Here is a 22,347-nt window from a genome sequence, read left to right on the forward strand (position 1 = left end):
GCCTTTCTTCAAGGCATACGCCATCCCTGTGGGAACGGCCTCGCCGATCAACGCCCCTTGCGCGGCAGGTCAATGCTGACCCGCAACCCGCCCTGGGGGCTTTCCAGCAGCGCAATCCGCCCGCCCCAGGCCTCGACGATATCGCGCACGATGCCCAGCCCCAGGCCATGGCCATCGACCTGCTCGTCCAGCCGCGAACCGCGTTCAAGCACCTGCAGGCGCTGCGTCTCGGGGATGCCCGGGCCATCGTCGTCCACCCACAGCCGGTAACCCTCGGCGGTCGGCGCGATACCCAGGCGCACCTCGCTGTCGGCCCATTTGCAGGCGTTGTCCAGCAGGTTGCCGAGCAGTTCCAGCAGGTCTTCGCGGTCCCAAGGCAACAACAACCCGGGCGGTACATCGCGCTCGAGCAGCAGGCCCTCGCCATGGATCATGCCCAGCGTCGCCAGCAGCCCGGGCAACTCAGCGTCGCAGTCGAACTGCGCCCCCGGCAGCGCATCGCCGGCCAGGCGCGCGCGGTTGAGCTCGCGGGCCAGGCGCTGCTGGATCTGCTCGAGTTGCTCGCGCATCTGCGCACGTACCTCAGGCAATCCTTGGAGGCGCTCGCTGGCGGCCAGGCTGAGCAGGACCGCCAACGGTGTCTTCAAGGCATGGCCGAGGTTGCCCAGGGCATTGCGCGAGCGGCGCAAACTGTCCTCGGTGTGGGCCAGCAGGTGGTTGATCTGGTCCACCAGCGGTTGCAGCTCGCTGGGCACCTCGGCGTCCAGTTGCGAGCGCTGGCCCTGCTGCAACTGGGCGATCTGCTGACGCGCCCGTTCCAGTGGACGCAGCGAACGGGTCACGGTGATGCGCTGCAGCACCAGCACCAGCAGCAGCGCCACCAGGCCCAGGCCCAGGCCGATCTGCTGCATGCGCCGAAAGCCCTCGCGCACCGGCGAATAGTCCTGGGCCACGCTGATCGAGATGTCCTGCCCCAGGCGCCGGTAATCGCCGCGATAGGCCAGCAGCTGCTGGCCCTCGGGCCCCAGCTTGTGACCATCGTCCAGCCCCGGCTTGCCGGGCTTGGGCATGTCCATGTCCCACAACGAACGCGAGCGCCAGGTGCCCTGGTCGAAATCGATGCGAAAGTAGTAGCCCGAGAATGGCTGCTGGTAGGCCGCCGACAGCCGTCGCTCGTCCAGTTGCAAACCGGACGGGCCGCGCACCAGCGCCACCAGCAGGTTCTCGCTTTCCTTGCGCAGGCCGGCTTCCAGGTAGCGCTGCAGGCCGGCTTCGAACAGCCACAGGGTCAACTGCGCCAGGACCAGCCCCACCACCACCAGCACCGCCACCAGGCCCAGGCTCAGGCGCGCCTGGATCGACTTCACGCGGTGCTCCCGGCGTACACGTAGCCCTGACCGCGACGGGTCTCGATCACGCTGCGCCCAAGCTTGCGCCGCAGATGGTTGACGTGAACTTCCAGCACATTGGAATCGCGCTCGGTTTCACCGTCATACAGGTGCTCGGCCAGGTGGCTCTTGGACAGCACCTGCCCCGGGTGCAGCATGAAGTAGCGCAGCAGGCGGAACTCGGCGGCGGTGAGCTGGACATCGACGCCTTCGCGGCTCACGCACTGGCGCGATTCGTCCAGGTGCAGGCCGGCCGCTTCCAGCTTCGGCTGGTTGGCCACCCCCTTGGCCCGGCGCAGCAGGGCCTGGATGCGCAGTTGCAGCTCCTCGGGGTGGAAGGGCTTGCTCAGGTAATCGTCGGCGCCAGCCTTGAGCCCCTCGATCCGCTCGGCCCAGGAACCGCGGGCGGTGAGGATCAGCACCGGAGTGGCCAAGCCGCCCGCCCGCCACTGCGCCAGCACCTCGAGCCCCGGCAGACCGGGCAGGCCGAGGTCGAGGATGATCAGGTCATAGGGTTCGCTCTGGCCCTGGTACACCGCGTCGCGGCCATCGGCCAGCCAGTCCACGGCGTAGCCCTGGCGTTGCAGGGCGGCGGTCAGTTCATCGGCCAGGGGGACATTGTCCTCGACAAGCAACAGGCGCATCTCAGTCGTCTTCCTCGTCTTTGAGCAACTCGCCGGTGCGGGCATCGAGCTTGATCTCGCGTACCACGCCGGCCGGGGTCAGCAGTTCGACCTCGTACTCGTAGCGCTCGTGCTTTTCTTCCAGCTCCGCCTCCAGCAGCCGCGCCCCGGGGTAACGCCCCAGGGCGGACTCGAGCAGTTGCTCGAGCGGCAGGATGATGCCCTGTTGCCGAAGCGCCAGGGCTTCATCCTGATCCAGGTCGCGCGCGGCGGCCAGCGAACACACGACCATCAGGGCCAAGGCCAGGTAGCGTGCCGTTCGCGGTAGTGCGTGCATCAGTTGTCTCGCTCGTCCTTCAGGACTTCACCGGTCTTGGCGTCCAGATCCACATCCCATTCGACGTTCTGGGCATCGCGCAGGTCGACCTTGTAGATGTAGCGACCGTACTCGTTCTCGAGCTCCGAGTCGGTCACAGTGGCGCCGGGGTGCTTGGCGATGGCGGCGGCCTTGAGTTCGTCCAGCGATTTGATGGTCTTGGCGTTCACCAGTTTGACCACTTCATCGGGCTGCACGTCCTTGGCAAAGGCGACGTTGGCACCGAAAGCGAGGGCAGCGGCGGTGAACAGGGCAGTCAAAGTTTTCATGAGGTTCTCTCCAGCGAGATGTGTAATTTGTCTCCGGGGTTAAGATTAACCACCGGCCCTTAACTCAACCTGAAAACAGCTGGCCGCATGATAGCGCAGCTCTTGGTACCCATGCGCAGCCCCTTGCAGGAGCACCTCGGCAAGGCCGGCAAATCCCCTATACTGCCCGCCTGCCCCACCCGAGACCCCGCCATGAGCGCGATTCACATCAAGTACCCCGCCCTGACCTTCAAGGCCGGCCAGCGTGCCCTGCGGCAGATCCGCGAACGCGGCCTGCGGGCCGAAGATGTCGGTGTGTTGCCGGGCGCCGCCGGTGGCCCCAAGCCGCTGGGGATCCAGGGCCTGGACCTGGCGTTGTTCGGTGAATGGCTGACCAGCGCGCCGCGCCAGCGTGCGCTGATCGGCGCCTCGATCGGTGCCTGGCGCTTCGCCAGCGCCTGCCTCGACGATCCGGTCGCCGGCATCCGCCGCCTGGGCGAGCTGTACACCGAGCAGGACTTCGCCAAGGGCGTGACACCCAAAGAGATCAGCCAGAGCTGCCAGCGCATGCTCGACGACCTGCTGCAAGGCCGCGACGGGCAGGTCCTGGCCAACCCGCACTACCGCCTGAACATCCTGGTGGTGAAGAGCCATGGCCAGCTCGCCCACGACCACCGCGGCCGTCTGGGCATGGGCCTGTCCTCGGTGATCGCCAGCAACCTGCTGGGACGCGCGCGCCTGGGCCGGCATTTCGAGCGGGTCATCCTCCACGACCAACGCGCCGCGCCGCCGCTGGAGCCACTGACCGACTTCCCGTCGCGCAGCCTGCCGCTGGACCTGGCCAACCTACGCCACGCCCTGCTCGCCTCGGGCTCGATCCCCATGGTCATGGAAGGCGTGCGCGACATCCCCGGCGCCGGGGCCGGCACCTACCGCGACGGCGGCCTGCTCGACTATCACCTGGACCTGCCCTACCAGGGCGACGACCTGGTGCTCTACCCGCACTTCACCGACAAGGTGGTGCCCGGCTGGTTCGACAAGGCCCTGCCCTGGCGCAAAGGCGACGCCACGCGCCTGCAGAACGTGCTGCTGATGACCCCGTCACCGCAGTACCTGGCCGCCCTCCCCTACGGCAAGCTGCCAGACCGCAACGACTTCAAGCGTTTCATGGGCGATGCGTCGGGCCGCAGGCGCTACTGGTACCAGGCCATGGCCGAAAGCCGGCGCCTGGGCGACGAACTGCTGGAACTGATCGCCACCGGGCGGTTGCAGGATCGGTTGCAAGCCTTGTAGCGGGCATGCTGGTAGACTGCGCGCATCGTTGATTCACACAGAGTTATGCCAGCGTGGAAATCTTTAAGGAATTTACCTTCGAATCGGCTCACCGCCTGCCCAACGTCCCTGCCGGCCACAAGTGCGGTCGCCTGCATGGCCACTCGTTCAAGGTTGCCCTGCACCTGACCGGCCCGCTCGATCCGCACACCGGCTGGATCCGCGATTTCTCCGAGATCAAGGCGATCTTCAAGCCGATCTACGAGCAGTTGGACCACAACTACCTGAACGATATTCCAGGCCTGGAAAACCCCACCAGCGAAGTGATCGCCAAGTGGATCTGGGACCAGGTCAAGCCGCTGCTGCCGGAGCTGTCGAAGGTGCGGATCCATGAGACCTGCACCAGCGGGTGCGAGTACACCGGCGACTGATCTGCACCGGCCTTTTCGCGGGTAATCCCGCGAAGAGGCCAGCACCGTTATCCCAGAGCTTCAGCCCTGCCCGCGGTCCAGGGCGTCTCGCAAAAAGCTCGGCGCGATATAGCGCTGGTAATGCGCCTCCGACAACAGGAAAAACTCCCGGTCGATGGCATCGCGCAACTGCGGCAGTTCCCAGTCGCGAAACTCCGGCAGCAGCGCCATCCCGTACGCCTCCAGGTCACGGATCATCCGCGCCCCACGGGCGATCAGCTGATACGCCCAGCAATACTCGGACTGGTGCGCGACGAAACGGACCGAGCGCTGCTCCAGCTGCTGGCGCAGCAGCGCTTTGTCGAACACTTCCAGCTTGGCCATCATCACCTGCACCAGCAGTTGCTCCAGGCGCAGCCACACCGCGCGCTTCTGCTCGTCGTCGTAGCCGTTCCAGTGGATCACTTCGTGGTGAAAGCGCTTGCAGCCGCGGCACACCAGGTCGCCGTAGACCGTGGAGCACAGGCCGACGCAAGGGGTCTTGATGGATTGGTTGGACATGTAGAAACAACAGCTTGGCGGTGGAACACCGGTTCATGTTAGCCCTTTGTCTAACCAGGGTCACCCGTTAAAGTCATCTACGCCGCCTTACTTTCGGCTTATTTTTGCCGTAGAATCATCCCGCCTTTTCAAGGCAACAATGTCCGTTGGAAGCTGTTTTCAAAGCGTCACGAGCACAGTTAATCCGGTAGAACGGCGTTGGCCCTGTCCATGCAAGCGTGCATGGCCATGGCCAACCCCTCATCAGCCTTCCGTTCTACAGGCGTAAAACTTTGAAAGCAGCTTCTGTAAGGATTCTCTGCGACCCTGGCTTGCCGGCCCAAAAAGCCGTCTTGAGCGCATGGGTGCATGGGAATGCTGGATGAGCGTCCCGGACTCCCTTTAGGGACCACTGATGAGGGTAATAACTGTGCTTGAAGCCTACCGCAAACACATCGAAGAGCGTGCCGCTCTGGGTATCGTGCCCCAGCCGCTGAACGCCGAACAAACTGCAGGCCTGGTCGAGCTGCTGAAAAACCCGCCGGCCGGCGAAGAAGCCTTCCTCGTAGACCTGATCACCAACCGCGTTCCGCCAGGAGTGGACGAAGCCGCCTACGTCAAGGCCGCGTTCCTCTCCGCCGTCGCCAAGGGTGAAGCCAAATCCCCGTTGATCGACCGTAAGCACGCCACCGAGCTGCTGGGCACCATGCAGGGCGGCTACAACATCGAGACGCTGGTCGCGCTGCTGGACGACGCCGAACTGGGCGCCGTCGCGGCCGAACAGCTCAAGCACACCCTGCTGATGTTCGACGCCTTCCACGATGTGGCCGAAAAAGCCAAGGCGGGCAACGCCCACGCCAAGGCCGTGCTGGAATCCTGGGCTGCCGGCGAGTGGTTCACCAGCCGTCCGGCGATCGCCGACAAGTACACCCTGACCGTGTTCAAGGTGCCTGGCGAAACCAACACCGACGACCTGTCCCCTGCTCCGGACGCCTGGTCGCGCCCTGACATCCCGCTGCACGCCCTGGCCATGCTGAAGATGGCCCGCGACGGCATCGAGCCTTCGCAGCCAGGTTCGGTCGGCCCGCTGGCCCAGATCGAAGCCATGAAAGCCAAAGGCTTCCCGGTTGCCTACGTCGGTGACGTGGTCGGCACCGGCTCCTCGCGCAAATCCGCCACCAACTCGGTGCTGTGGTTCTTCGGCGACGACATTCCGTACGTGCCGAACAAGCGCGCCGGTGGTTTCTGCTTCGGCACCAAGATCGCCCCGATCTTCTACAACACCATGGAAGACGCCGGCGCCCTGCCGATCGAGTTCGACTGCACCAACCTGGCCATGGGCGACGTCATCGACGTCTACCCGTTCAAAGGTGAAGTGCGCCGCCACGGCAGCGACGAACTGGTCACCCACTTCGAGCTGAAGACCGAAGTACTGCTCGACGAAGTCCGCGCCGGCGGCCGTATCCCGCTGATCGTCGGCCGTGGCCTGACCGAGAAGGCCCGCGCCGAACTGGGCCAGGCCCCATCGGACCTGTTCAAGAAACCCGAGCAGCCAGCCGCTTCGACCAAGGGCTTCACCCTGGCGCAGAAGATGGTCGGTCGCGCCTGCGGCCTGCCGGAAGGCCAGGGCGTGCGTCCAGGTGCCTACTGCGAGCCGAAGATGACCACCGTCGGTTCCCAGGACACCACGGGCCCGATGACCCGCGACGAGCTGAAAGACCTGGCGTGCCTGGGCTTCTCCGCCGACCTGGTGATGCAGTCGTTCTGCCACACCGCGGCCTATCCGAAGCCGATCGACGTCACCACCCACCACACCCTGCCAGACTTCATCCGCACCCGTGGCGGCGTGTCGCTGCGCCCGGGCGACGGCATCATCCACAGCTGGCTGAACCGCATGCTGATGCCTGACACCGTGGGTACCGGTGGCGACTCGCACACCCGCTTCCCGATCGGCATCTCGTTCCCGGCCGGTTCCGGCCTGGTGGCCTTCGCCGCCGCCACCGGCGTCATGCCGCTGGACATGCCTGAATCCGTGCTGGTGCGCTTCAAGGGCAAACTGCAGCCAGGCATCACCCTGCGTGACCTGGTCCACGCGATCCCTTACTACGCCATCCAGAAGGGCCTGCTGACCGTCGAGAAGAAAGGCAAGAAGAACATCTTCTCCGGCCGCATCCTCGAGATCGAAGGCCTGAACGAGCTGACCGTCGAGCAAGCCTTCGAGCTGTCCGACGCCTCGGCCGAACGTTCCGCCGCCGGTTGCACCATCAAGCTGCCAGAGAAGGCCATCGCCGAGTACCTGCAGTCCAACATCACCCTGCTGCGCTGGATGATCGGCGAAGGCTACGGCGATGCCCGCACCCTGGAGCGCCGCGCCCAGGCCATGGAAGCCTGGCTGGCCAAGCCTGAGCTGCTGTCGGCCGACGCCGACGCCGAGTACGCCGAAATCATCGAGATCGACCTGGCCGACGTCAAGGAGCCTGTGCTCTGCGCGCCGAACGACCCGGACGATGCCCGCCTGCTGTCCTCGGTACAAGGCGAGAAGATCGACGAAGTGTTCATCGGCTCGTGCATGACCAACATCGGTCACTTCCGCGCTGCCGGCAAGCTGCTGGACAAGGTCAAGGGCGGTATTCCGACCCGTCTGTGGCTGGCTCCGCCAACCAAGATGGACGCCCACCAGCTGACCGAAGAAGGCTACTACGGCATCTACGGCAAGGCTGGCGCGCGCATGGAAATGCCAGGCTGCTCGCTTTGCATGGGTAACCAGGCACGTGTGCAGACCGGTTCGACCGTGGTCTCCACCTCGACCCGTAACTTCCCGAACCGTCTGGGCGACGCCACCAACGTGTACCTGGCCTCGGCCGAGCTGGCTGCTGTCGCTTCGATCATCGGCAAGCTGCCGACCGTCGAGGAGTACATGCAGTACGCGAAAGACATCGACAGCATGGCTGCCGACGTCTACCGCTACCTGAGCTTCGACCAGATCGCCGAGTTCCGCGAAGCGGCGGCCAACGCCAAGATCCCGGTGGTTCAGGCGTAAGCTGAGCAGGACGTTGTAGAAGAAAGCCCCGGTAGCGATACCGGGGCTTTTTTGTTGGATTTACGATCCTGTCGCGGGGCAAGCCCGCTCCCACGTCAACATGAATTTCCCCACGCGGGAGCGGGCTTGCCCCGCGATTGTCGTCAGATCACGAACAGATCAACGAACCTGTGCACCGGCATCACCTCCAGCGCCTGCTGATCCTTGCACACGTCCAGGATCGCCTCACAGCGCTGCCGCGCGAACCGCGTCGCCAGGTTCTCGCGGAACTTGGCCTCGAGCAACGGCATCCCCTCCTCCCGCCGCCGCCGATGCCCGATCGGGTACTCCACCACCACCTGCGGCGTGTGCGAGCCATCCCTGAAGAACACTTGCACGCCATTGGCGATGGAGCGCTTGTCGGGCTCCAGGTACTCGCGAGTGAAGCGCGGCTCCTCGACGATCACCATCTTCTCGCGCATGCGGTCGATGCTCGGGTGCGCGGCGTGGAAGGCATCCTCGTAGTGCTCCGCCACCAGGTCACCGAAGATCAGCGGCACGGCGGTCATGTACTGCAGGCAGTGGTCGCGGTCGGCGGCGTTGGCCAGCGGCCCCTCCTTGGAAATGATGCGGATCGCCGACTCATGGGTGGTGATGACGATCCGGTCGATCTCGTGCAGGCGGTTGCGCACCTGCGGGTGCAGGGTCACTGCAGCCTCGCAGGCGGTCTGGGCGTGGAACTCGGCGGGGAAACTGATCTTGAACAGCACGTTTTCCATCACGTAGCTGCCCAACGGCTGCGGCAGGCGCAGTTCACGCAGCGGCTCGGGCTTGAGCGCCAAGTCCTTGTTGGTGTGGCTGAACGACACATCGTAGAAGCCCCACTGTTTGGCGGTCAGCGCACCGGGCACGCCCATCTCGCCACGCAGGGCAATATCGGCCAGGCGCACGCCGCGACTGGAGGCATCCCCCGCCGCCCACGACTTGCGCGACCCGGCGTTGGGCGCGTGACGGTAGGTGCGCAGGGCCTGGCCATCGACGAAGGCGTGGGACAGCGCCGACAGCAACTGCTCGCGATTGGCGCCCATGAGCCTGGCGCAGACCGCCGCGGAGGCGACCTTGACCAGCAGCACATGATCCAGGCCGACCCGGTTGAACGAATTCTCCAGCGCCAGCACGCCCTGGATCTCGTGGGCCATGACCATGGCATCGAGTACCTCGCGCATGACCAGGGGCGCCTCGCCATTGGCCACACGCTTTTGCGAGAGGTGGTCGGTGACCGCCAGGATGCCGCCGAGGTTGTCCGAGGGGTGCCCCCACTCCGCCGCCAGCCAGGTGTCGTTGTAGTCCAGCCAGCGGACGATGCAGCCAATGTCCCAGGCGGCCTTGACCGGATCGAGGCGATAGCTGGTACCAGGCACGCGGGCGCCATGGGGGACAAGGGTGCCCTCGACCAGCGGGCCTAGGTGCTTGGTGCATTCAGGAAAGCGCAGGGCCAGCAGGCCGCAGCCCAGGGTGTCCATCAGGCAATAGCGGGCGGTGTTCAGGGCTTCGGCGCAATCGACGCGGTAGCCAAGCACGTAGTCGGCGAGGGTCTGCAGGACCTGGTCGTAGTCGGGGCGGGTGTTGAGGTCTACGTTTGCGCTCATATACAGCTCCCTTCTGGATTGCCGGGGCCGCTTTGCGGCCCCAACCAACGAAAGCCGAACGCTAGATGCCTTAGAAACTATCACCGGGCACGCGCACCCAGCCCTCCATCAGCACCCGAGCGCTTCGGCTCATGATTGCCTTGGTCACGGTCCACTGCCCATCCACCTGACGCGCCTCGGCCCCGACCCGCAACGTCCCGGACGGATGACCGAAACGCACGGCACTGCGTTCACCGCCACCGGCGGCAAGGTTGACCAGCGTCCCCGGGATCGCTGCGGCGGTGCCGATGGCGACCGCCGCGGTGCCCATCATCGCGTGGTGCAGCTTGCCCATCGACAACGCACGCACCAGCAGGTCGACGTCCTCGGCTGCGACAACCTTGCCACTGGAGGAGGTATAGCCGGTCGGCGCCGCGACGAACGCGACCTTCGGCGTGTGCTGGCGCCCGGCGGCCTGGTCGATGTGCTCGATCAGCCCCATGCGCACCGCGCCATGGGCACGGATGATCTCGAAACGCTGCAATGCCGCGGCATCGCCGTTGATCGCGTCCTGCAGCTCGGTTCCGGTATAGCCGATATCGGCGGCATTGACGAAGATGGTCGGTATGCCGGCGTTGATCAGGGTCGCCTTGAAGGTGCCGACACCCGGCACCTCGAGGTCGTCGACCAGGTTGCCGGTAGGGAACATCGCCCCGCCGTCACCGCCCTCGTCGGCGGCCGGATCGAGGAATTCCAGCTGCACCTCGGCGGCCGGGAAGGTCACGCCATCGAGCTCGAAATCGCCGGTTTCCTGCACCTCGCCTTCGGTGATCGGCACATGGGCGATGATGGTCTTGCCGATATTGGCCTGCCAGATCCGCACGGTGGCGATACCATTGCGCGGAATCCGACTGGCATCGACCAGCCCGCTGCTGATGGCGAACGAGCCGACCGCGGCGGACAGGTTGCCGCAGTTGCCGCTCCAGTCGACGAAGGCCTTGTCGATCGACACCTGGCCGAACAGGTAGTCGACGTCGTGGTCGGGCTTGATGCTCTTGGACAGGATCACCGTCTTGCTGGTGCTGGAGGTGGCGCCGCCCATGCCGTCGATCTGCTTGCCGTACGGGTCGGGGCTGCCGATCACCCGCAGCAGCAGGGCGTCGCGGGCAGGACCAGGAATCTGCGTCTGCTCGGGCAGGTCCTGGAGGCGGAAGAACACGCCTTTGCTGGTGCCGCCGCGAATATAGGTGGCGGGAATTTTGATCTGGGGTACGTGAGCCATTGTCTTGGGCATCCTGATAGTCCGGTGAAGTACCCTGGGGCTGCCCTGCTGCCCTTTCGCGACACATGGCCGCTCCCACAGGTACTGCGCCGCTCGTTGTGGGAGCGGCCATGTGTCGCGAAAGGGCCGCAAAGCGACCCCCGTTTCATGCTCAGGCCGCCCCCTCCAGGAAGTCCTGGGCAAAGCGCTGCAACACCCCACCCGCCTCGTAGATCGATACCTCTTCGGCGGTATCCAGGCGACAGGTCACCGGCACCTCGACACGCTCGCCATTGCGCCGCGTCACCACCAGGGTCAGCGTCGCCCGTGGCGTGCGCTCGCCGAGCACATCGTAGGTCTCGCTGCCGTCCAGGCCCAGGGTCTTGCGGTCGGTGCCCGGCTTGAACTCCAGCGGCAGCACGCCCATGCCCACCAGGTTGGTGCGGTGGATACGCTCGAAGCCTTCGGCGACGATGGCCTCGACACCTGCCAGACGCACGCCCTTGGCCGCCCAGTCACGGGACGAGCCCTGGCCGTAGTCGGCACCGGCGATGATAATCAGCGGCTGCTTGCGCTCCATGTAGGTCTCGATGGCCTCCCACATGCGGGTCACCTTGCCTTCCGGCTCGAGGCGCGCCAGCGAACCCTGCTTCACGCTGCCGTCGTCCTTGCGCACCATCTCGTTGAACAGCTTGGGGTTGGCGAAGGTGGCGCGCTGGGCGGTCAGGTGGTCACCGCGGTGGGTGGCGTAGGAGTTGAAGTCCTCCTCCGGCAGGCCCATCTTCGCCAGGTACTCGCCGGCGGCGCTGTCGAGCATGATGGCATTGGACGGTGACAGGTGGTCGGTGGTGATGTTGTCCGGCAGCACCGCCAGCGGGCGCATGCCACGCAGGGTACGCTCACCGGCCAGGGCGCCTTCCCAATACGGCGGACGGCGGATGTAGGTGCTCATCGGGCGCCATTCATACAGCGGCGCGACTTTCGGCCCCTTGTCTTCCTCGATGGTGAACATCGGGATGTACACCTGGCGGAACTGCTCAGGCTTGACCGAGGCGCGCACCACGGCGTCGATCTCTTCATCGCTCGGCCAGATGTCCTTCAGGCGAATCTCCTTGCCGTCGACCACGCCCAGCACATCCTTCTCGATATCGAAGCGGATGGTGCCGGCGATGGCGTAGGCCACCACCAGCGGCGGCGAAGCCAGGAACGCCTGCTTGGCGTACGGGTGGATGCGCCCGTCGAAGTTACGGTTGCCCGATAGCACGGCGGTGGCGTACAGGTCGCGGTCGATGATTTCCTGCTGGATCACCGGGTCCAGCGCGCCGGACATGCCGTTACAGGTGGTGCAGGCGAAGGCGACGATGCCGAAGCCCAGCTGCTCCAATTCCTGCTCCAGCCCTGCTTCCTTGAGGTACAACTGCACGGCCTTGGAGCCCGGCGCCAGCGACGACTTGACCCATGGTTTGCGGACCAGGCCGAGCTTGTTGGCGTTGCGCGCCAGCAGGCCGGCGGCGATCACGTTGCGCGGGTTGCTGGTATTGGTGCAACTGGTGATGGCGGCGATGATCACCGCGCCATCGGGCATCTGCCCAGGCACTTCTTCCCATTGGCCGGCGATGCCCTTGGCCGCCAGGTCGCTGGTGGCCACGCGGGCGTGCGGGTTGGACGGGCCGGCCATGTTGCGCACCACGCTCGACAGGTCGAAGCTCAGGGCGCGCTCGTACTCGGCCTTGGCCAGGCTGTCGGCCCACAGGCCGGTGGCCTTGGCATAGGTTTCCACCAGCTGCACTTGCTGGTCATCGCGGCCGGTGAGCTTGAGGTAGTCGATGGTCTGCTGGTCGATGGCGAACATCGCCGCGGTGGCGCCGTATTCCGGGGCCATGTTGGAGATGGTGGCGCGGTCGCCCAGGGTCAGCGCGCTGGCGCCGGCGCCGTGGAACTCCAGGTAGGCGCCGACCACCTTCTGCTTGCGCAGGAACTCGGTGAGCGCCAGCACCAGGTCGGTGGCGGTGATGTTCGGCGCCAGGCGACCGGTCAGCTCGACGCCGACGATCTCCGGCAGGCGCATCCACGAGGCGCGGCCGAGCATCACGTTCTCGGCCTCCAGGCCGCCGACGCCAATGGCGATCACACCCAGGGCATCCACGTGCGGGGTGTGGCTGTCGGTGCCGACACAGGTGTCCGGGTAGGCCACGCCGCGATCGTTGTGGACCACCGGCGACATCTTCTCCAGGTTGATCTGGTGCATGATGCCGTTGCCCGGCTGGATCACGTCGACGTTCTTGAAAGCCTGCTTGGTCCAGTTGATGAAGTGGAAACGGTCTTCGTTGCGGCGATCCTCGATGGCACGGTTCTTCTCGAACGCCTGCGGGTCGAAGCCGCCGCACTCCACGGCCAGCGAGTGGTCGACGATCAGCTGCACCGGCACCACCGGGTTGACCTGGGCCGGGTCGCCGCCTTTATCTGCAATGGCATCGCGCAGGCCGGCCAGGTCGACCAGGGCGGTCTGGCCGAGGATGTCGTGGCAGACCACGCGGGCGGGGAACCAGGGGAAGTCGAGGTCGCGCTTGCGCTCGATCAGCTGTTCCAGCGAGGCGTTGAGCGTGGCCGGATCACAGCGGCGCACCAGGTTCTCGGCCAGCACGCGGGAGGTGTACGGCAGGCCGTCGTAGGCGCCGGGCTTGATCGCCTCGACCGCGGCACGGGCGTCGAAGTAGTCCAGGGCGGTGCCTGGCAGGTTCTTGCGGAATGCGGTGTTCATATCGTTATCGGGCTCGGTCACGGTGTTCAGTAGGCAGGTCTGGCCTTGGGGGGCGCTACGCGCCCCTTTCGCGACACAAGGCCGCTCCTACAGGGACTGCGCCGCACCTGTGGGAGCGGCCTTGTGTCGCGATAGGGCTGCACAGCAGCCCCAGCGCTCTATCAGTCAACGCTGCTCGATCGGCACGAACTGGCGTTGCTCGACGCCGACGTACTCGGCGCTCGGGCGGATGATGCGGTTGTTGGCGCGCTGTTCGAACACGTGCGCGGCCCAACCAGTCAGGCGCGAGCAGACGAAGATCGGGGTGAACAGCTTGGTCGGGATGCCCATGAAGTGGTACGCCGAGGCATGGTAGAAGTCGGCGTTGGGGAACAGGCGCTTCTGCTCCCACATGGTCTTGTCGATGGCCTCGGAAACCGGGTACAGGACCTTGTCGCCGACTTCATCGGCGAGTTGCTTGGCCCAGCCCTTGATCACCTCGTTGCGCGGATCGGACTCTTTATAGATGGCGTGGCCGAAGCCCATGATCTTGTCCTTGCGCTCGAGCATGCGCAGCAGCTCGGCAGTGGCTTCCTGCGGAGTCTGGAAGCGTTCGATCAGCTCCATCGCCGCTTCGTTGGCGCCGCCGTGCAGCGGGCCGCGCAGCGAGCCGATGGCGGCGGTCACGCAGGAGTACAGGTCGGACAGGGTCGAGGCGCAGACCCGGGCGGTGAAGGTCGAGGCGTTGAACTCGTGCTCGGCGTAGAGGATCAGCGAGACGTTCATCACCTTGACGTGCAGCGCGCTCGGTTTCTTGCCGTGCAGCAGGTGCAGGAAGTGGCCGCCGAGGGTGTCCTCGTCGCTGGTGCAGTCGATGCGCACGCCGTGGTGGGTGAAGCGGTACCAGTAGCACATCACCGCCGGGAACAGCGCCAGCAGGCGGTCGGTCTTCTCGCGCTGGGCGTCGAAGGTCAGTTCCGGCTCCAGGGTGCCGAGCACCGAGCAGCCGGTGCGCATCACGTCCATCGGGTGGGCGTCGCGCGGGATGCGCTCGAGCACTTCCTTCAGCGCTTGCGGTAGGTCGCGCAGGCCCTTGAGCTTGCGCTTGTAGTCGGCAAGCTCCGCCTTGCTCGGCAGCTCGCCGTACAGCAGCAGGTAGGCGACTTCCTCGAACTCGGCGCCGGCGGCCAAGTCGCGCACATCATAGCCGCGGTAGGTCAGGCCGGCCCCGGCCTGGCCGACGGTCGACAGCGCGGTCTGGCCGGCCACCTGGCCACGCAGGCCAGCGCCACTGAGTACTTTTGCTTCGGCCATGGTGTTTCTCCTTTCTTGAATTTGTTATCGAAGTCTTTTCTGGCTAATCGGGTATCGGGCCTGTTCGCCGGCAAGCCGGCTCCTACAGGGCGACGTGCGCTTGAATCATCCCTTCTTCTGCGCGAACAGCGCATCGAGGCTCTGCTCGAAGGCGTGGTAGCCGATGGCATCGTAGAGCTCCATGCGGGTCTGCATGGTGTCGATCACGTTCTTCTGCGTGCCGTCACGGCGCAGCGCGGTGTAGACGTTCTCGGCCGCCTTGTTCATGGCGCGGAAAGCCGACAGCGGGTAGAGCACCAGCGACACGTCGACCGAGGCCAGCTCCTCGGTGGTGTACAGCGGCGTGGCGCCGAACTCGGTGATGTTGGCCAGAATCGGCGCCTTCACCCGGTCGGCGAAGGTCTTGTACATCGACAGCTCGGTAATGGCTTCCGGGAAGATCATGTCGGCGCCGGCCTCGATGCAGGCGGCAGCGCGGTCCAGGGCGGCGTTCAGGCCTTCCACCGCCAGCGCGTCGGTGCGCGCCATGATCACGAAACTGTCGTCGCTGCGGGCATCCACGGCGGCCTTGATGCGGTCGACCATCTCCTGCTGCGAGACGATCTCCTTGTTCGGGCGATGGCCACAGCGCTTGGCGCCGACCTGGTCCTCGATATGAATGGCCGCGGCGCCGAACTTGCTCATCGACTTGACGGTGCGGGCGACGTTGAAGGCCGAGGCGCCGAAGCCGGTGTCGACATCCACCAGCAGCGGCAGGTCGCATACATCGGTGATGCGCCGTACGTCGGTGAGCACGTCGTCCAGGCCGCTGATGCCCAGGTCCGGCAGGCCCAGGGAGCCGGCGGCGACACCGCCGCCGGACAGGTAGATGGCCTTGAAGCCGGCACGCTTGGCCAGCAGGGCGTGGTTGGCGTTGATGGTCCCGACCACCTGCAGCGGATGTTCGGCGGCGACCGCGTCACGGAAACGCTGGCCGGGCGTGCTCTTCACTGTCATGACTCACCTCGTGGGCTATTGTTGTCGGCACCTTGGTAGTGGCGCTCGATATTGCGTTTGGACGCGCCGATGTGGCGGCGCATCAGGAGTTCTGCCAGTTCGCCGTCGCGGGCTTCGATCGCATCGAGGATGCGGTGGTGCTCGGCGAAGGCCTGGCGCGGGCGGTTGGGCGTGCTGGAGAACTGGATGCGGTACATGCGCACCAGTTGGTACAGTTCGCCGCAGAGCATCTTGTACAGGGTCTGGTTGCCGCTGCCCTGGATGATCCGGTAGTGGAAGTCGTAGTCGCCTTCCTGCTGGTAGTAGCCCTGGCCGGCCTGGAACGCGGCGTCACGCTCGTGGGTGTCGAGCACATGGCGCAGCTCGTCGATGGCCGCCTGGCTCATGCGTTCGGCGGCCAGGCGGCAGGCCATGCCTTCGAGGGATTCGCGGATTTCGTACAGCTCGATCAACTCGGCATGGCTGAGCGACACCACCCGGGCGCCGACATGGGGCACGCGCACCAGCAGGCGCTGGCCCTCCAGGCGGTGGATCGCCTCGCGCAGCGGGCCGCGGCTGATGCCGTAGGTGCGCGCCAGCTCCGGCTCGGAGATCTTGCTGCCGGGGGCGATCTCGCCCTTGACGATGGCGGCCTGGATGCGCCGGAAGACGTGCTCCGAGAGGGTCTCGGTCTCGTCCTGAGGCAGCGTGGTGGCCGGGGCTGTGTCCAGCATGATTGTCGACACCTTCAAAATCAGTGACGCCAAAACTAGCCAAATAGAGGAATGGAGTCAAAGACAAAAAGAATATTGTCGACAATCGTCTAATAACGAACTTACCCCGCCTTCATGGGGTCTGATCGCGGGCGCGCTGGCGTCAAGACATCGGCGTGATAGAATGCCGCGCTCCTTCGGGAGCATGGATAGTGTGTCTGTCATCATTTCATGTTGTTGACAGATCAATGAGGACGCTTGGCCAGTCGCCTTGCCCTGAAACCTGCACAGCACCGCGCCAGGATTATGAGACTCAAACCCGCTTTATTGCTGCTCTGCCTGACCCTGCTGCCGGCGCTCGCGCCCGCGGCCGAGAAAACCGTGTACGGCCTGAACGAATACGCCCGCCTGGGCGACCTTGACCTGGAAGTGGCGGCCAAGCTCGACACCGGCGCCAAGACCGCCTCGCTCAGCGCCCGCGACATCAAGCGTTTCAAGCGCAACGGCGAGAGCTGGGTGCGCTTCTACCTGGCCATCGACGCCGCGCACAAGCACCCCATCGAACGCCCCCTGGCCCGCGTCAGCAAGATCAAGCGCCGCGCCGGGGACTATGATGCCGACTCGGGCAAGGCCTACACTGCCCGCCCGGTCATCGAACTCGAGATCTGCATGGGCCAGACGCAACGCACCATCGAGGTCAACCTCACCGACCGCAGCGCCTTCCAGTTCCCGCTGCTGATCGGTTCCGAGGCCCTCAAGCACTTCGGTGCGCTGGTCGACCCAAGCCTTAAATACGCGGCCGGCAAACCTGCCTGCGCCACCGAAGCTCCCAAAGCAGAGTAATTCCGATGCGCTCTCTTACCCTTCACCTGAAAGTCCTGATCACCGTCCTGGTGCTGCTGGGCATCGCGATCACGGCCTACCAGATCTTCGCCCTCGGCATCCCGGTGACCGAGGACGAGACCGACGACCTGTGGAACATCGACGCCAAGGTCGAGTTCGTCGCCAGCGCCAAGGACCCGGTCAAGGTGCAGATGTTCGTGCCCCCGCTGAACCGTGACTACGTGAGCCTCAACGAGAGCTTCATCTCCAACAACTACGGGGTCAGCGTCAACCGCGCCGACGGCAACCGCAAGGTGACCTGGTCGGCCCGTCGCGCCAGCGGCAACCAGACCCTCTACTACCGCCTGGTGCTGACCAAGCGCTACAGCAACGAAAAGACCAAGATCAAGGGCCCGACCTTCCGCGACAGCCTGGCCGTCGAGGGCCCGGAGAAGATCGCCGCCGAAGCGCTGATGGCACCGATCCGCCAGCACTCGGCCGACGTCGAGACCTTCGTCAGCGAGACCATCAAGCGCGTCAACAATGTCAACGACGACAACGCCAAGCTGCTGCTGGCCGGCGACAACTCACCGCTGAAGAAGGCCCAGGTCATCGACCTGCTGCTGTCCATCGCCCACGTGCCGCTGGAGAAGGTTCACACCATCCGCCTGGTGGCCGACACCCCGCAGAGCCCCGAACTGTGGCTGCGCAGCTTCAACGGCAACGACTGGCTGTACTTCAACCCGGAGACCGGCGAGCAGGGCCTGCCCAGCGACCGCCTGCTGTGGTGGACCGGTGACGACAACCTGATCACCGTCGATGGCGGCAAGAAGGCCACCGTCACCTTCAGCATGAACAACAGCGAGATGAACGCCATCCGCCTGGCCAAGCTGACCGACGAGAACACCGACGCCGACTTCCTCGAATACTCGCTGTACGGCCTGCCGCTGCAGACCCAGCAGACCTTCATGATCATGGTGATGATCCCGATCGGCGTGCTGGTGATCCTGGTGCTGCGCAACCTCATCGGCATCCAGACCCTGGGTACCTTCACCCCGGTGCTGATCGCCCTGGCCTTCCGCGAGACCCAGCTGGGCTTCGGCATCATCCTGTTCACGGTGATCACCGCCCTGGGCCTGTCGCTGCGCTCGTACCTTGAGCATCTCAAGCTGCAGATGCTGCCGCGCCTGTCGGTGGTACTGACCTTCGTCGTGGTGCTGATCGCCGCCATCAGCCTGTTCAGCCACAAGCTGGGCCTGGAGCGCGGCCTGTCGGTGGCACTGTTCCCGATGGTGATCCTGACCATGACCATCGAACGCCTGTCGATCACCTGGGAAGAGCGTGGCGGCGGCCATGCCATGAAAGTGGCCGTTGGCACGCTGTTCGCTGCCTCCATCGCGCACCTGCTGATGACCGTGCCGGAAGCGGTGTACTTCGTCTTCACCTTCCCGGCGGTACTGCTGATCCTGGTGGGCTTCATGCTGGCGATGGGTCGCTATCGCGGCTACCGCCTGACCGAGCTCGTGCGCTTCAAGGCATTCCTGAAGAAGGCTGACGCCTGATGTTCGGCCTGATCAAGACGTGGAAAGCCCTGGAGGCCCGGGGCATCATGGGTATCAACCGGCGCAACGCGGACTACGTGCTGAAGTACAACAAGCGCCACCTGTACCCGATCGTCGACGACAAGATCATCACCAAGGAGCGTGCCCTGGCAGCCGGCATCCATGTGCCGGAGATGTACGGCATCATCGAGACCGAGAAGCAGATCGAGAAACTCGACGAGATCATCGGCGGGCGCAGCGACTTCGTCATCAAGCCGGCCCAGGGCGCCGGCGGTGACGGCATCCTGGTGATCGCCGACCGCTTCGAGGACCGCTACCGCACGGTCTCCGGCAAGATCATCAGCCACGAGGAGATCGAGCACCAGATCTCCAGCATCCTTACCGGCCTGTACTCGCTGGGCGGGCACCGCGACCGCGCGCTGATCGAGTACCGGGTCACCCCGGACCAGATCTTCAAGAGCATCAGCTACGAAGGCGTGCCGGACATCCGCATCATCGTGCTGATGGGCTACCCGGTGATGGCCATGCTGCGCCTGCCGACCCGCCAGTCTGGCGGCAAGGCCAACCTGCACCAGGGCGCCATCGGCGTGGGCGTTGACCTGGCCACCGGCCTCACCCTGCGCGGCACCTGGCTGAACAAGATCATCAGCAAGCACCCGGACACCACCAACGCGGTGGACGGTGTGCAGTTGCCGAACTGGGACGGCTTCATGAAGCTTGCCGCCAGCTGCTACGAGCTGTGCGGCCTGGGCTACATCGGCGTGGACATGGTTCTGGACCAGGACAAGGGCCCGCTGATCCTCGAGCTCAACGCCCGCCCCGGCCTGAACATCCAGATCGCCAACGACTGCGGCCTGACCCAGCGCACCCACGCCATCGAGGCGCACCTGGAGATGCTGGCCAAGGAAGGTCGCAGCGAGGATGCCGAGCAGCGCGTGAAGGTCTCGCAGGGGTTGTTCGGGCACGTCAATCCGCTATAGCCCAGGCCCTGCGCAATCCCTGCAGGAGCGGCCTTGTGTCGCGAAAGGGCTGCAAAGCAGCCCCAGAATTTCAGCGTTTATGCAGAGATTGCCGGGGCCGCTTTGCGGCCCTTTCGCGACACAAGGCCGCTCCTACAGGGGAACTGCGCAGAACCGGACGATGAATGTCGTTGCCAGTGCTAGGCGCATTTCCCGCACGGGTCTACAATCGCCCACCTCGCTTGTTCATCGCCGTCCATCCTGATGCCGACCTGTACGCTCCACCCCCTGCCTTACCAGCCCGACCCCGCCTTCTACTTCGAACGCCTGCGCCGCGCGCCCGGTGCGATCCTGCTCGACAGCGCCCGCCCAGGTGCCGAACGCGGTCGCTACGACCTGCTCAGCGCCTGGCCTTTGCAGCAGTTGCAGGCAAATCCCGAGGAGGACGGTCGCGACTACCTGCAGCGCCTACGCCAGGCCTTGGCCGAGTTGGGGACGGCACAACTGCCCGAGGGCATCGAACTACCGTTCGCCGGTGGCCTGATCGGCTACCTGAGCTACGACTTCGGCCGGCGCCTGGAGCAGTTGCCGACACACGCGGTCGACGATCTCGGCCTGCCCGATGCCCGGCTGGGGCTGTATGCCTGGGCACTGGTGTCCGACCATCGGCTAAGCAGCAGCCAACTGGTCTTTCACCCGAGCCTGCCCCAGACCGAGCGGCAACGGCTCATCGCGCTGTTCGACGCCAGCGCCCCGGGCGACACCGGCGACTTCCGCCTGCTCGCGCCCATGACCGGCGATCTTCGCCCCGAGCATTACCGGGCGGCGTTCGACCAGGTGCAGCGCTACATCCAGGCCGGCGACTGCTACCAGATCAACCTTACCCAGCGCTTTCGCGCCCCCTGCCAGGGCGACCCGTGGCGCGCCTACCTGGCCCTGCGCGCTGCCTGCCCGACGCCGTTCTCCGGCTACCAGCAGTTGGATGAAGGCACTGCGCTACTGAGCTTCTCCCCCGAGCGCTTCATCCGTGTCAGCCAGGGCGAGGTCGAGACGCGCCCGATCAAGGGCACCCGCCCGCGTGCCGCCGATCCGGTGGAGGACGCACGCAACGCCGCCGAGCTGCTGGCCAGCCCCAAGGACCGCTCGGAAAACCTGATGATCGTCGACCTGCTGCGCAACGACATCGGCCGCACCTGCCAGACCGGCTCGGTGAAGGTGCCGGAGCTGTTCAGCCTGGAGAGCTACCCCAACGTTCATCACTTGGTCAGCAGCGTGGTCGGCCGCCTGGCCGCCGGCAAGGACGCCCTGGACCTGATCGCCGGCAGCTTCCCCGGCGGTTCGATCACCGGTGCGCCGAAGATCCGCGCCATGCAGATCATCGACGAGCTGGAGCCGGCGCGCCGGGCGCTGTACTGCGGCTCGCTGCTGTATGTCGACGTGCGCGGCGAGATGGACAGCTCCATCGCCATCCGCAGCCTGCTGGTCAAGGATGGCCAGGTCAGTTGCTGGGGTGGCGGCGCGGTGGTGGCCGACTCGCACTGGCAGGCCGAGTACGAGGAGTCGATCGCCAAGGTGCGGGTGCTGATGGAAACGTTGCAGGCCTTGTAAGACTCGGTGGGAGCGGGCTTGCCCCGCGATCGCCAGGCGTCTGCCCCGCCATTTTTTGTTACCATCTGACCACTACGAGCGCACAGCGCCACTCAACCGATGGAAACCGCCTGATGAGCCAACCCTTCGACGTCGCCGCCCTGGCCGCGACCTATGCCAGCAAGTCCCCGCAGGAGATCCTCAAGCTCGCCTTCGAGCATTTTGGCGACGACCTGTGGATCTCCTTCAGCGGCGCCGAGGATGTGGTGCTGGTGGACATGGCCTGGAAACTGAACAAGCAGGTCAAGGTGTTCAGCCTCGACACCGGCCGCCTGCACCCGGAAACCTACCGGTTCATCGACCAGGTACGCGAGCAGTACAACCTGCCCATCGAGATCCTCAGCCCGGACCGCGACAAGCTCGACCCGTTCGTCAAGGAAAAAGGCCTGTTCAGCTTCTACAAGGACGGCCACGGCGAGTGCTGCGGCATCCGCAAGATCGAGCCGCTGCGCCGCAAGCTGGCCACCGTCAGCGCCTGGGCCACCGGCCAGCGCCGCGACCAGAGCCCCGGTACCCGCAGTCAGGTGGCTGCCCTGGAGATCGACAGCGCCTTCTCCACCCCGGAGCGCACCCTGTACAAGTTCAACCCGCTGGCGCAGATGACCAGCGAGGAAGTCTGGGGCTACATCCGCATGCTCGAGCTGCCCTACAACAGCCTGCATGAGCGCGGCTTCATCAGCATCGGTTGCGAGCCGTGCACCCGCCCGGTGCTGCCGAACCAGCACGAGCGCGAAGGGCGTTGGTGGTGGGAAGAGTCGACGCAGAAGGAGTGCGGGTTGCATGCCGGCAACCTAATTACCAAGGCTTGAAATAGCCGGGGCCTGTAGGAGCGGCCTTGTGTCGCGATGGG

At 65.3% G+C, this 22,347-nt stretch carries 19 protein-coding genes; 8 read left to right on the forward strand and 11 right to left on the reverse strand.

Features of this window, described 5'->3' with window-relative positions; translation table 11 throughout:
* Positions 1-47 precede the first annotated feature (47 nt).
* Genes CC207_RS17125 through CC207_RS17140 form a run of 4 tightly spaced genes read right to left on the reverse strand, consistent with a single transcriptional unit; the run spans position 48 to position 2,656 of the window.
* Complete coding sequence (locus CC207_RS17125) at positions 48-1,367, reverse strand: sensor histidine kinase (protein WP_088852462.1); 1,320 nt, start codon at positions 1,365-1,367, stop codon at positions 48-50.
* Positions 1,364-2,032, reverse strand: coding sequence for a response regulator transcription factor (locus CC207_RS17130; RefSeq protein ID WP_028692596.1), 669 nt, complete (start codon positions 2,030-2,032; stop codon positions 1,364-1,366). The genes CC207_RS17125 and CC207_RS17130 overlap by 4 nt, the downstream gene beginning before the upstream one ends.
* Before the next feature lies 1 nt (position 2,033).
* Positions 2,034-2,348: a PepSY domain-containing protein gene (locus CC207_RS17135; RefSeq protein ID WP_036986688.1), complete on the reverse strand. Its 315-nt coding sequence runs from the start codon at positions 2,346-2,348 to the stop codon at positions 2,034-2,036.
* Complete coding sequence (locus CC207_RS17140) at positions 2,348-2,656, reverse strand: PepSY domain-containing protein (protein WP_088852463.1); 309 nt, start codon at positions 2,654-2,656, stop codon at positions 2,348-2,350. The genes CC207_RS17135 and CC207_RS17140 overlap by 1 nt, the downstream gene beginning before the upstream one ends.
* Positions 2,657-2,848: 192 nt before the next feature.
* Between CC207_RS17140 and CC207_RS17145 the strand changes: the two genes are divergently transcribed.
* Positions 2,849-3,928 carry a patatin-like phospholipase family protein gene (locus tag CC207_RS17145; protein WP_028692599.1) on the forward strand — a complete coding sequence of 360 codons (1,080 nt, stop codon included), beginning with the start codon at positions 2,849-2,851 and terminating at the stop codon, positions 3,926-3,928.
* Between the two features lie 53 nt (positions 3,929-3,981).
* Positions 3,982-4,338, forward strand: coding sequence for a 6-carboxytetrahydropterin synthase QueD (queD, locus tag CC207_RS17150; RefSeq protein WP_023630589.1), 357 nt, complete (start codon positions 3,982-3,984; stop codon positions 4,336-4,338).
* Between the two features lie 60 nt (positions 4,339-4,398).
* On the opposite strand, the gene CC207_RS17155 is transcribed toward queD, so the two are convergent.
* Positions 4,399-4,878, reverse strand: a complete 480-nt coding sequence (locus tag CC207_RS17155; RefSeq protein ID WP_028692600.1) for a DUF1289 domain-containing protein — start codon at positions 4,876-4,878, stop codon at positions 4,399-4,401.
* A 409-nt stretch (positions 4,879-5,287) separates the two neighbouring features.
* On the opposite strand from CC207_RS17155, the gene acnB reads away from it, so the two are divergent.
* Entirely contained in the window at positions 5,288-7,897 is a 2,610-nt protein-coding gene (gene acnB, locus CC207_RS17160) for a bifunctional aconitate hydratase 2/2-methylisocitrate dehydratase (RefSeq protein WP_062359486.1), read from the forward strand.
* Between the two features lie 143 nt (positions 7,898-8,040).
* On the opposite strand, the gene prpD is transcribed toward acnB, so the two are convergent.
* From prpD to CC207_RS17190, 6 genes are all read right to left on the reverse strand, one after another.
* Positions 8,041-9,525 carry a 2-methylcitrate dehydratase gene (gene prpD / locus CC207_RS17165; protein ID WP_088852464.1) on the reverse strand — a complete coding sequence of 495 codons (1,485 nt, stop codon included), beginning with the start codon at positions 9,523-9,525 and terminating at the stop codon, positions 8,041-8,043.
* A gap of 70 nt (positions 9,526-9,595) precedes the next feature.
* Entirely contained in the window at positions 9,596-10,786 is a 1,191-nt protein-coding gene (gene prpF, locus CC207_RS17170; protein WP_088852465.1) for a 2-methylaconitate cis-trans isomerase PrpF, read from the reverse strand.
* Between the two features lie 151 nt (positions 10,787-10,937).
* Positions 10,938-13,526: a Fe/S-dependent 2-methylisocitrate dehydratase AcnD gene (gene acnD, locus CC207_RS17175; RefSeq protein ID WP_028692604.1), complete on the reverse strand. Its 2,589-nt coding sequence runs from the start codon at positions 13,524-13,526 to the stop codon at positions 10,938-10,940.
* Between the two features lie 165 nt (positions 13,527-13,691).
* Entirely contained in the window at positions 13,692-14,819 is a 1,128-nt protein-coding gene (gene prpC / locus CC207_RS17180; RefSeq protein WP_028692605.1) for a 2-methylcitrate synthase, read from the reverse strand.
* Positions 14,820-14,924: 105 nt separating this feature from the next.
* A complete protein-coding gene (prpB, locus tag CC207_RS17185; protein ID WP_028692606.1) occupies positions 14,925-15,815 on the reverse strand; it encodes a methylisocitrate lyase in 891 nt (296 codons plus the stop codon).
* A complete protein-coding gene (locus CC207_RS17190) occupies positions 15,812-16,528 on the reverse strand; it encodes a GntR family transcriptional regulator (RefSeq protein ID WP_028692607.1) in 717 nt (238 codons plus the stop codon). The genes prpB and CC207_RS17190 overlap by 4 nt, the downstream gene beginning before the upstream one ends.
* A gap of 285 nt (positions 16,529-16,813) precedes the next feature.
* Here CC207_RS17190 and CC207_RS17195 point away from each other — a divergent pair, with 285 nt between their 5' ends.
* The 5 genes from CC207_RS17195 to CC207_RS17215 all read left to right on the forward strand — a co-directional run bounded on the left by CC207_RS17195 (position 16,814) and on the right by CC207_RS17215 (position 22,306).
* A complete protein-coding gene (locus CC207_RS17195; RefSeq protein WP_028692608.1) occupies positions 16,814-17,350 on the forward strand; it encodes an ATP-dependent zinc protease in 537 nt (178 codons plus the stop codon).
* A 5-nt stretch (positions 17,351-17,355) separates the two neighbouring features.
* Positions 17,356-18,891 (forward strand): inactive transglutaminase family protein, encoded by a 1,536-nt coding sequence (locus tag CC207_RS17200; RefSeq protein WP_062359491.1) that lies wholly within the window; start codon positions 17,356-17,358, stop codon positions 18,889-18,891.
* Positions 18,891-19,871 carry an alpha-L-glutamate ligase-like protein gene (locus tag CC207_RS17205; RefSeq protein ID WP_028692610.1) on the forward strand — a complete coding sequence of 327 codons (981 nt, stop codon included), beginning with the start codon at positions 18,891-18,893 and terminating at the stop codon, positions 19,869-19,871. Before CC207_RS17200 ends, CC207_RS17205 begins: the two co-directional genes overlap by 1 nt.
* 243 nt (positions 19,872-20,114) lie before the next feature.
* Positions 20,115-21,458, forward strand: a complete 1,344-nt coding sequence (gene pabB / locus CC207_RS17210) for an aminodeoxychorismate synthase component I (RefSeq protein ID WP_028692611.1) — start codon at positions 20,115-20,117, stop codon at positions 21,456-21,458.
* A 113-nt stretch (positions 21,459-21,571) separates the two neighbouring features.
* Positions 21,572-22,306 carry a phosphoadenylyl-sulfate reductase gene (locus CC207_RS17215; RefSeq protein ID WP_062359495.1) on the forward strand — a complete coding sequence of 245 codons (735 nt, stop codon included), beginning with the start codon at positions 21,572-21,574 and terminating at the stop codon, positions 22,304-22,306.
* Positions 22,307-22,347: the final 41 nt, after the last annotated feature.

Origin of the sequence: Pseudomonas sp. DrBHI1 (assembly GCF_002205115.1) — a bacterium.
Lineage (GTDB): Bacteria > Pseudomonadota > Gammaproteobacteria > Pseudomonadales > Pseudomonadaceae > Aquipseudomonas > Aquipseudomonas mosselii.

Bases quoted from the DNA above. Each gene is read 5' to 3' on its own strand.
- CC207_RS17130 (WP_028692596.1), bottom strand. From the start codon at position 2,032: ATGCGCCTGTTGCTTGTCGAGGACAATGTCCCCCTGGCCGATGAACTG.
- CC207_RS17135 (WP_036986688.1), bottom strand. From the start codon at position 2,348: ATGCACGCACTACCGCGAACGGCACGCTACCTGGCCTTGGCCCTGATG.
- CC207_RS17140 (WP_088852463.1), bottom strand. From the start codon at position 2,656: ATGAAAACTTTGACTGCCCTGTTCACCGCCGCTGCCCTCGCTTTCGGT.
- CC207_RS17145 (WP_028692599.1), top strand. From the start codon at position 2,849: ATGAGCGCGATTCACATCAAGTACCCCGCCCTGACCTTCAAGGCCGGC.
- CC207_RS17155 (WP_028692600.1), bottom strand. From the start codon at position 4,878: ATGTCCAACCAATCCATCAAGACCCCTTGCGTCGGCCTGTGCTCCACG.
- prpD (WP_088852464.1), bottom strand. From the start codon at position 9,525: ATGAGCGCAAACGTAGACCTCAACACCCGCCCCGACTACGACCAGGTC.
- prpF (WP_088852465.1), bottom strand. From the start codon at position 10,786: ATGGCTCACGTACCCCAGATCAAAATTCCCGCCACCTATATTCGCGGC.
- acnD (WP_028692604.1), bottom strand. From the start codon at position 13,526: ATGAACACCGCATTCCGCAAGAACCTGCCAGGCACCGCCCTGGACTAC.
- prpC (WP_028692605.1), bottom strand. From the start codon at position 14,819: ATGGCCGAAGCAAAAGTACTCAGTGGCGCTGGCCTGCGTGGCCAGGTG.
- prpB (WP_028692606.1), bottom strand. From the start codon at position 15,815: ATGACAGTGAAGAGCACGCCCGGCCAGCGTTTCCGTGACGCGGTCGCC.
- CC207_RS17190 (WP_028692607.1), bottom strand. From the start codon at position 16,528: ATGCTGGACACAGCCCCGGCCACCACGCTGCCTCAGGACGAGACCGAG.
- CC207_RS17195 (WP_028692608.1), top strand. From the start codon at position 16,814: ATGAGACTCAAACCCGCTTTATTGCTGCTCTGCCTGACCCTGCTGCCG.
- CC207_RS17200 (WP_062359491.1), top strand. From the start codon at position 17,356: ATGCGCTCTCTTACCCTTCACCTGAAAGTCCTGATCACCGTCCTGGTG.
- CC207_RS17205 (WP_028692610.1), top strand. From the start codon at position 18,891: ATGTTCGGCCTGATCAAGACGTGGAAAGCCCTGGAGGCCCGGGGCATC.
- pabB (WP_028692611.1), top strand. From the start codon at position 20,115: ATGCCGACCTGTACGCTCCACCCCCTGCCTTACCAGCCCGACCCCGCC.
- CC207_RS17215 (WP_062359495.1), top strand. From the start codon at position 21,572: ATGAGCCAACCCTTCGACGTCGCCGCCCTGGCCGCGACCTATGCCAGC.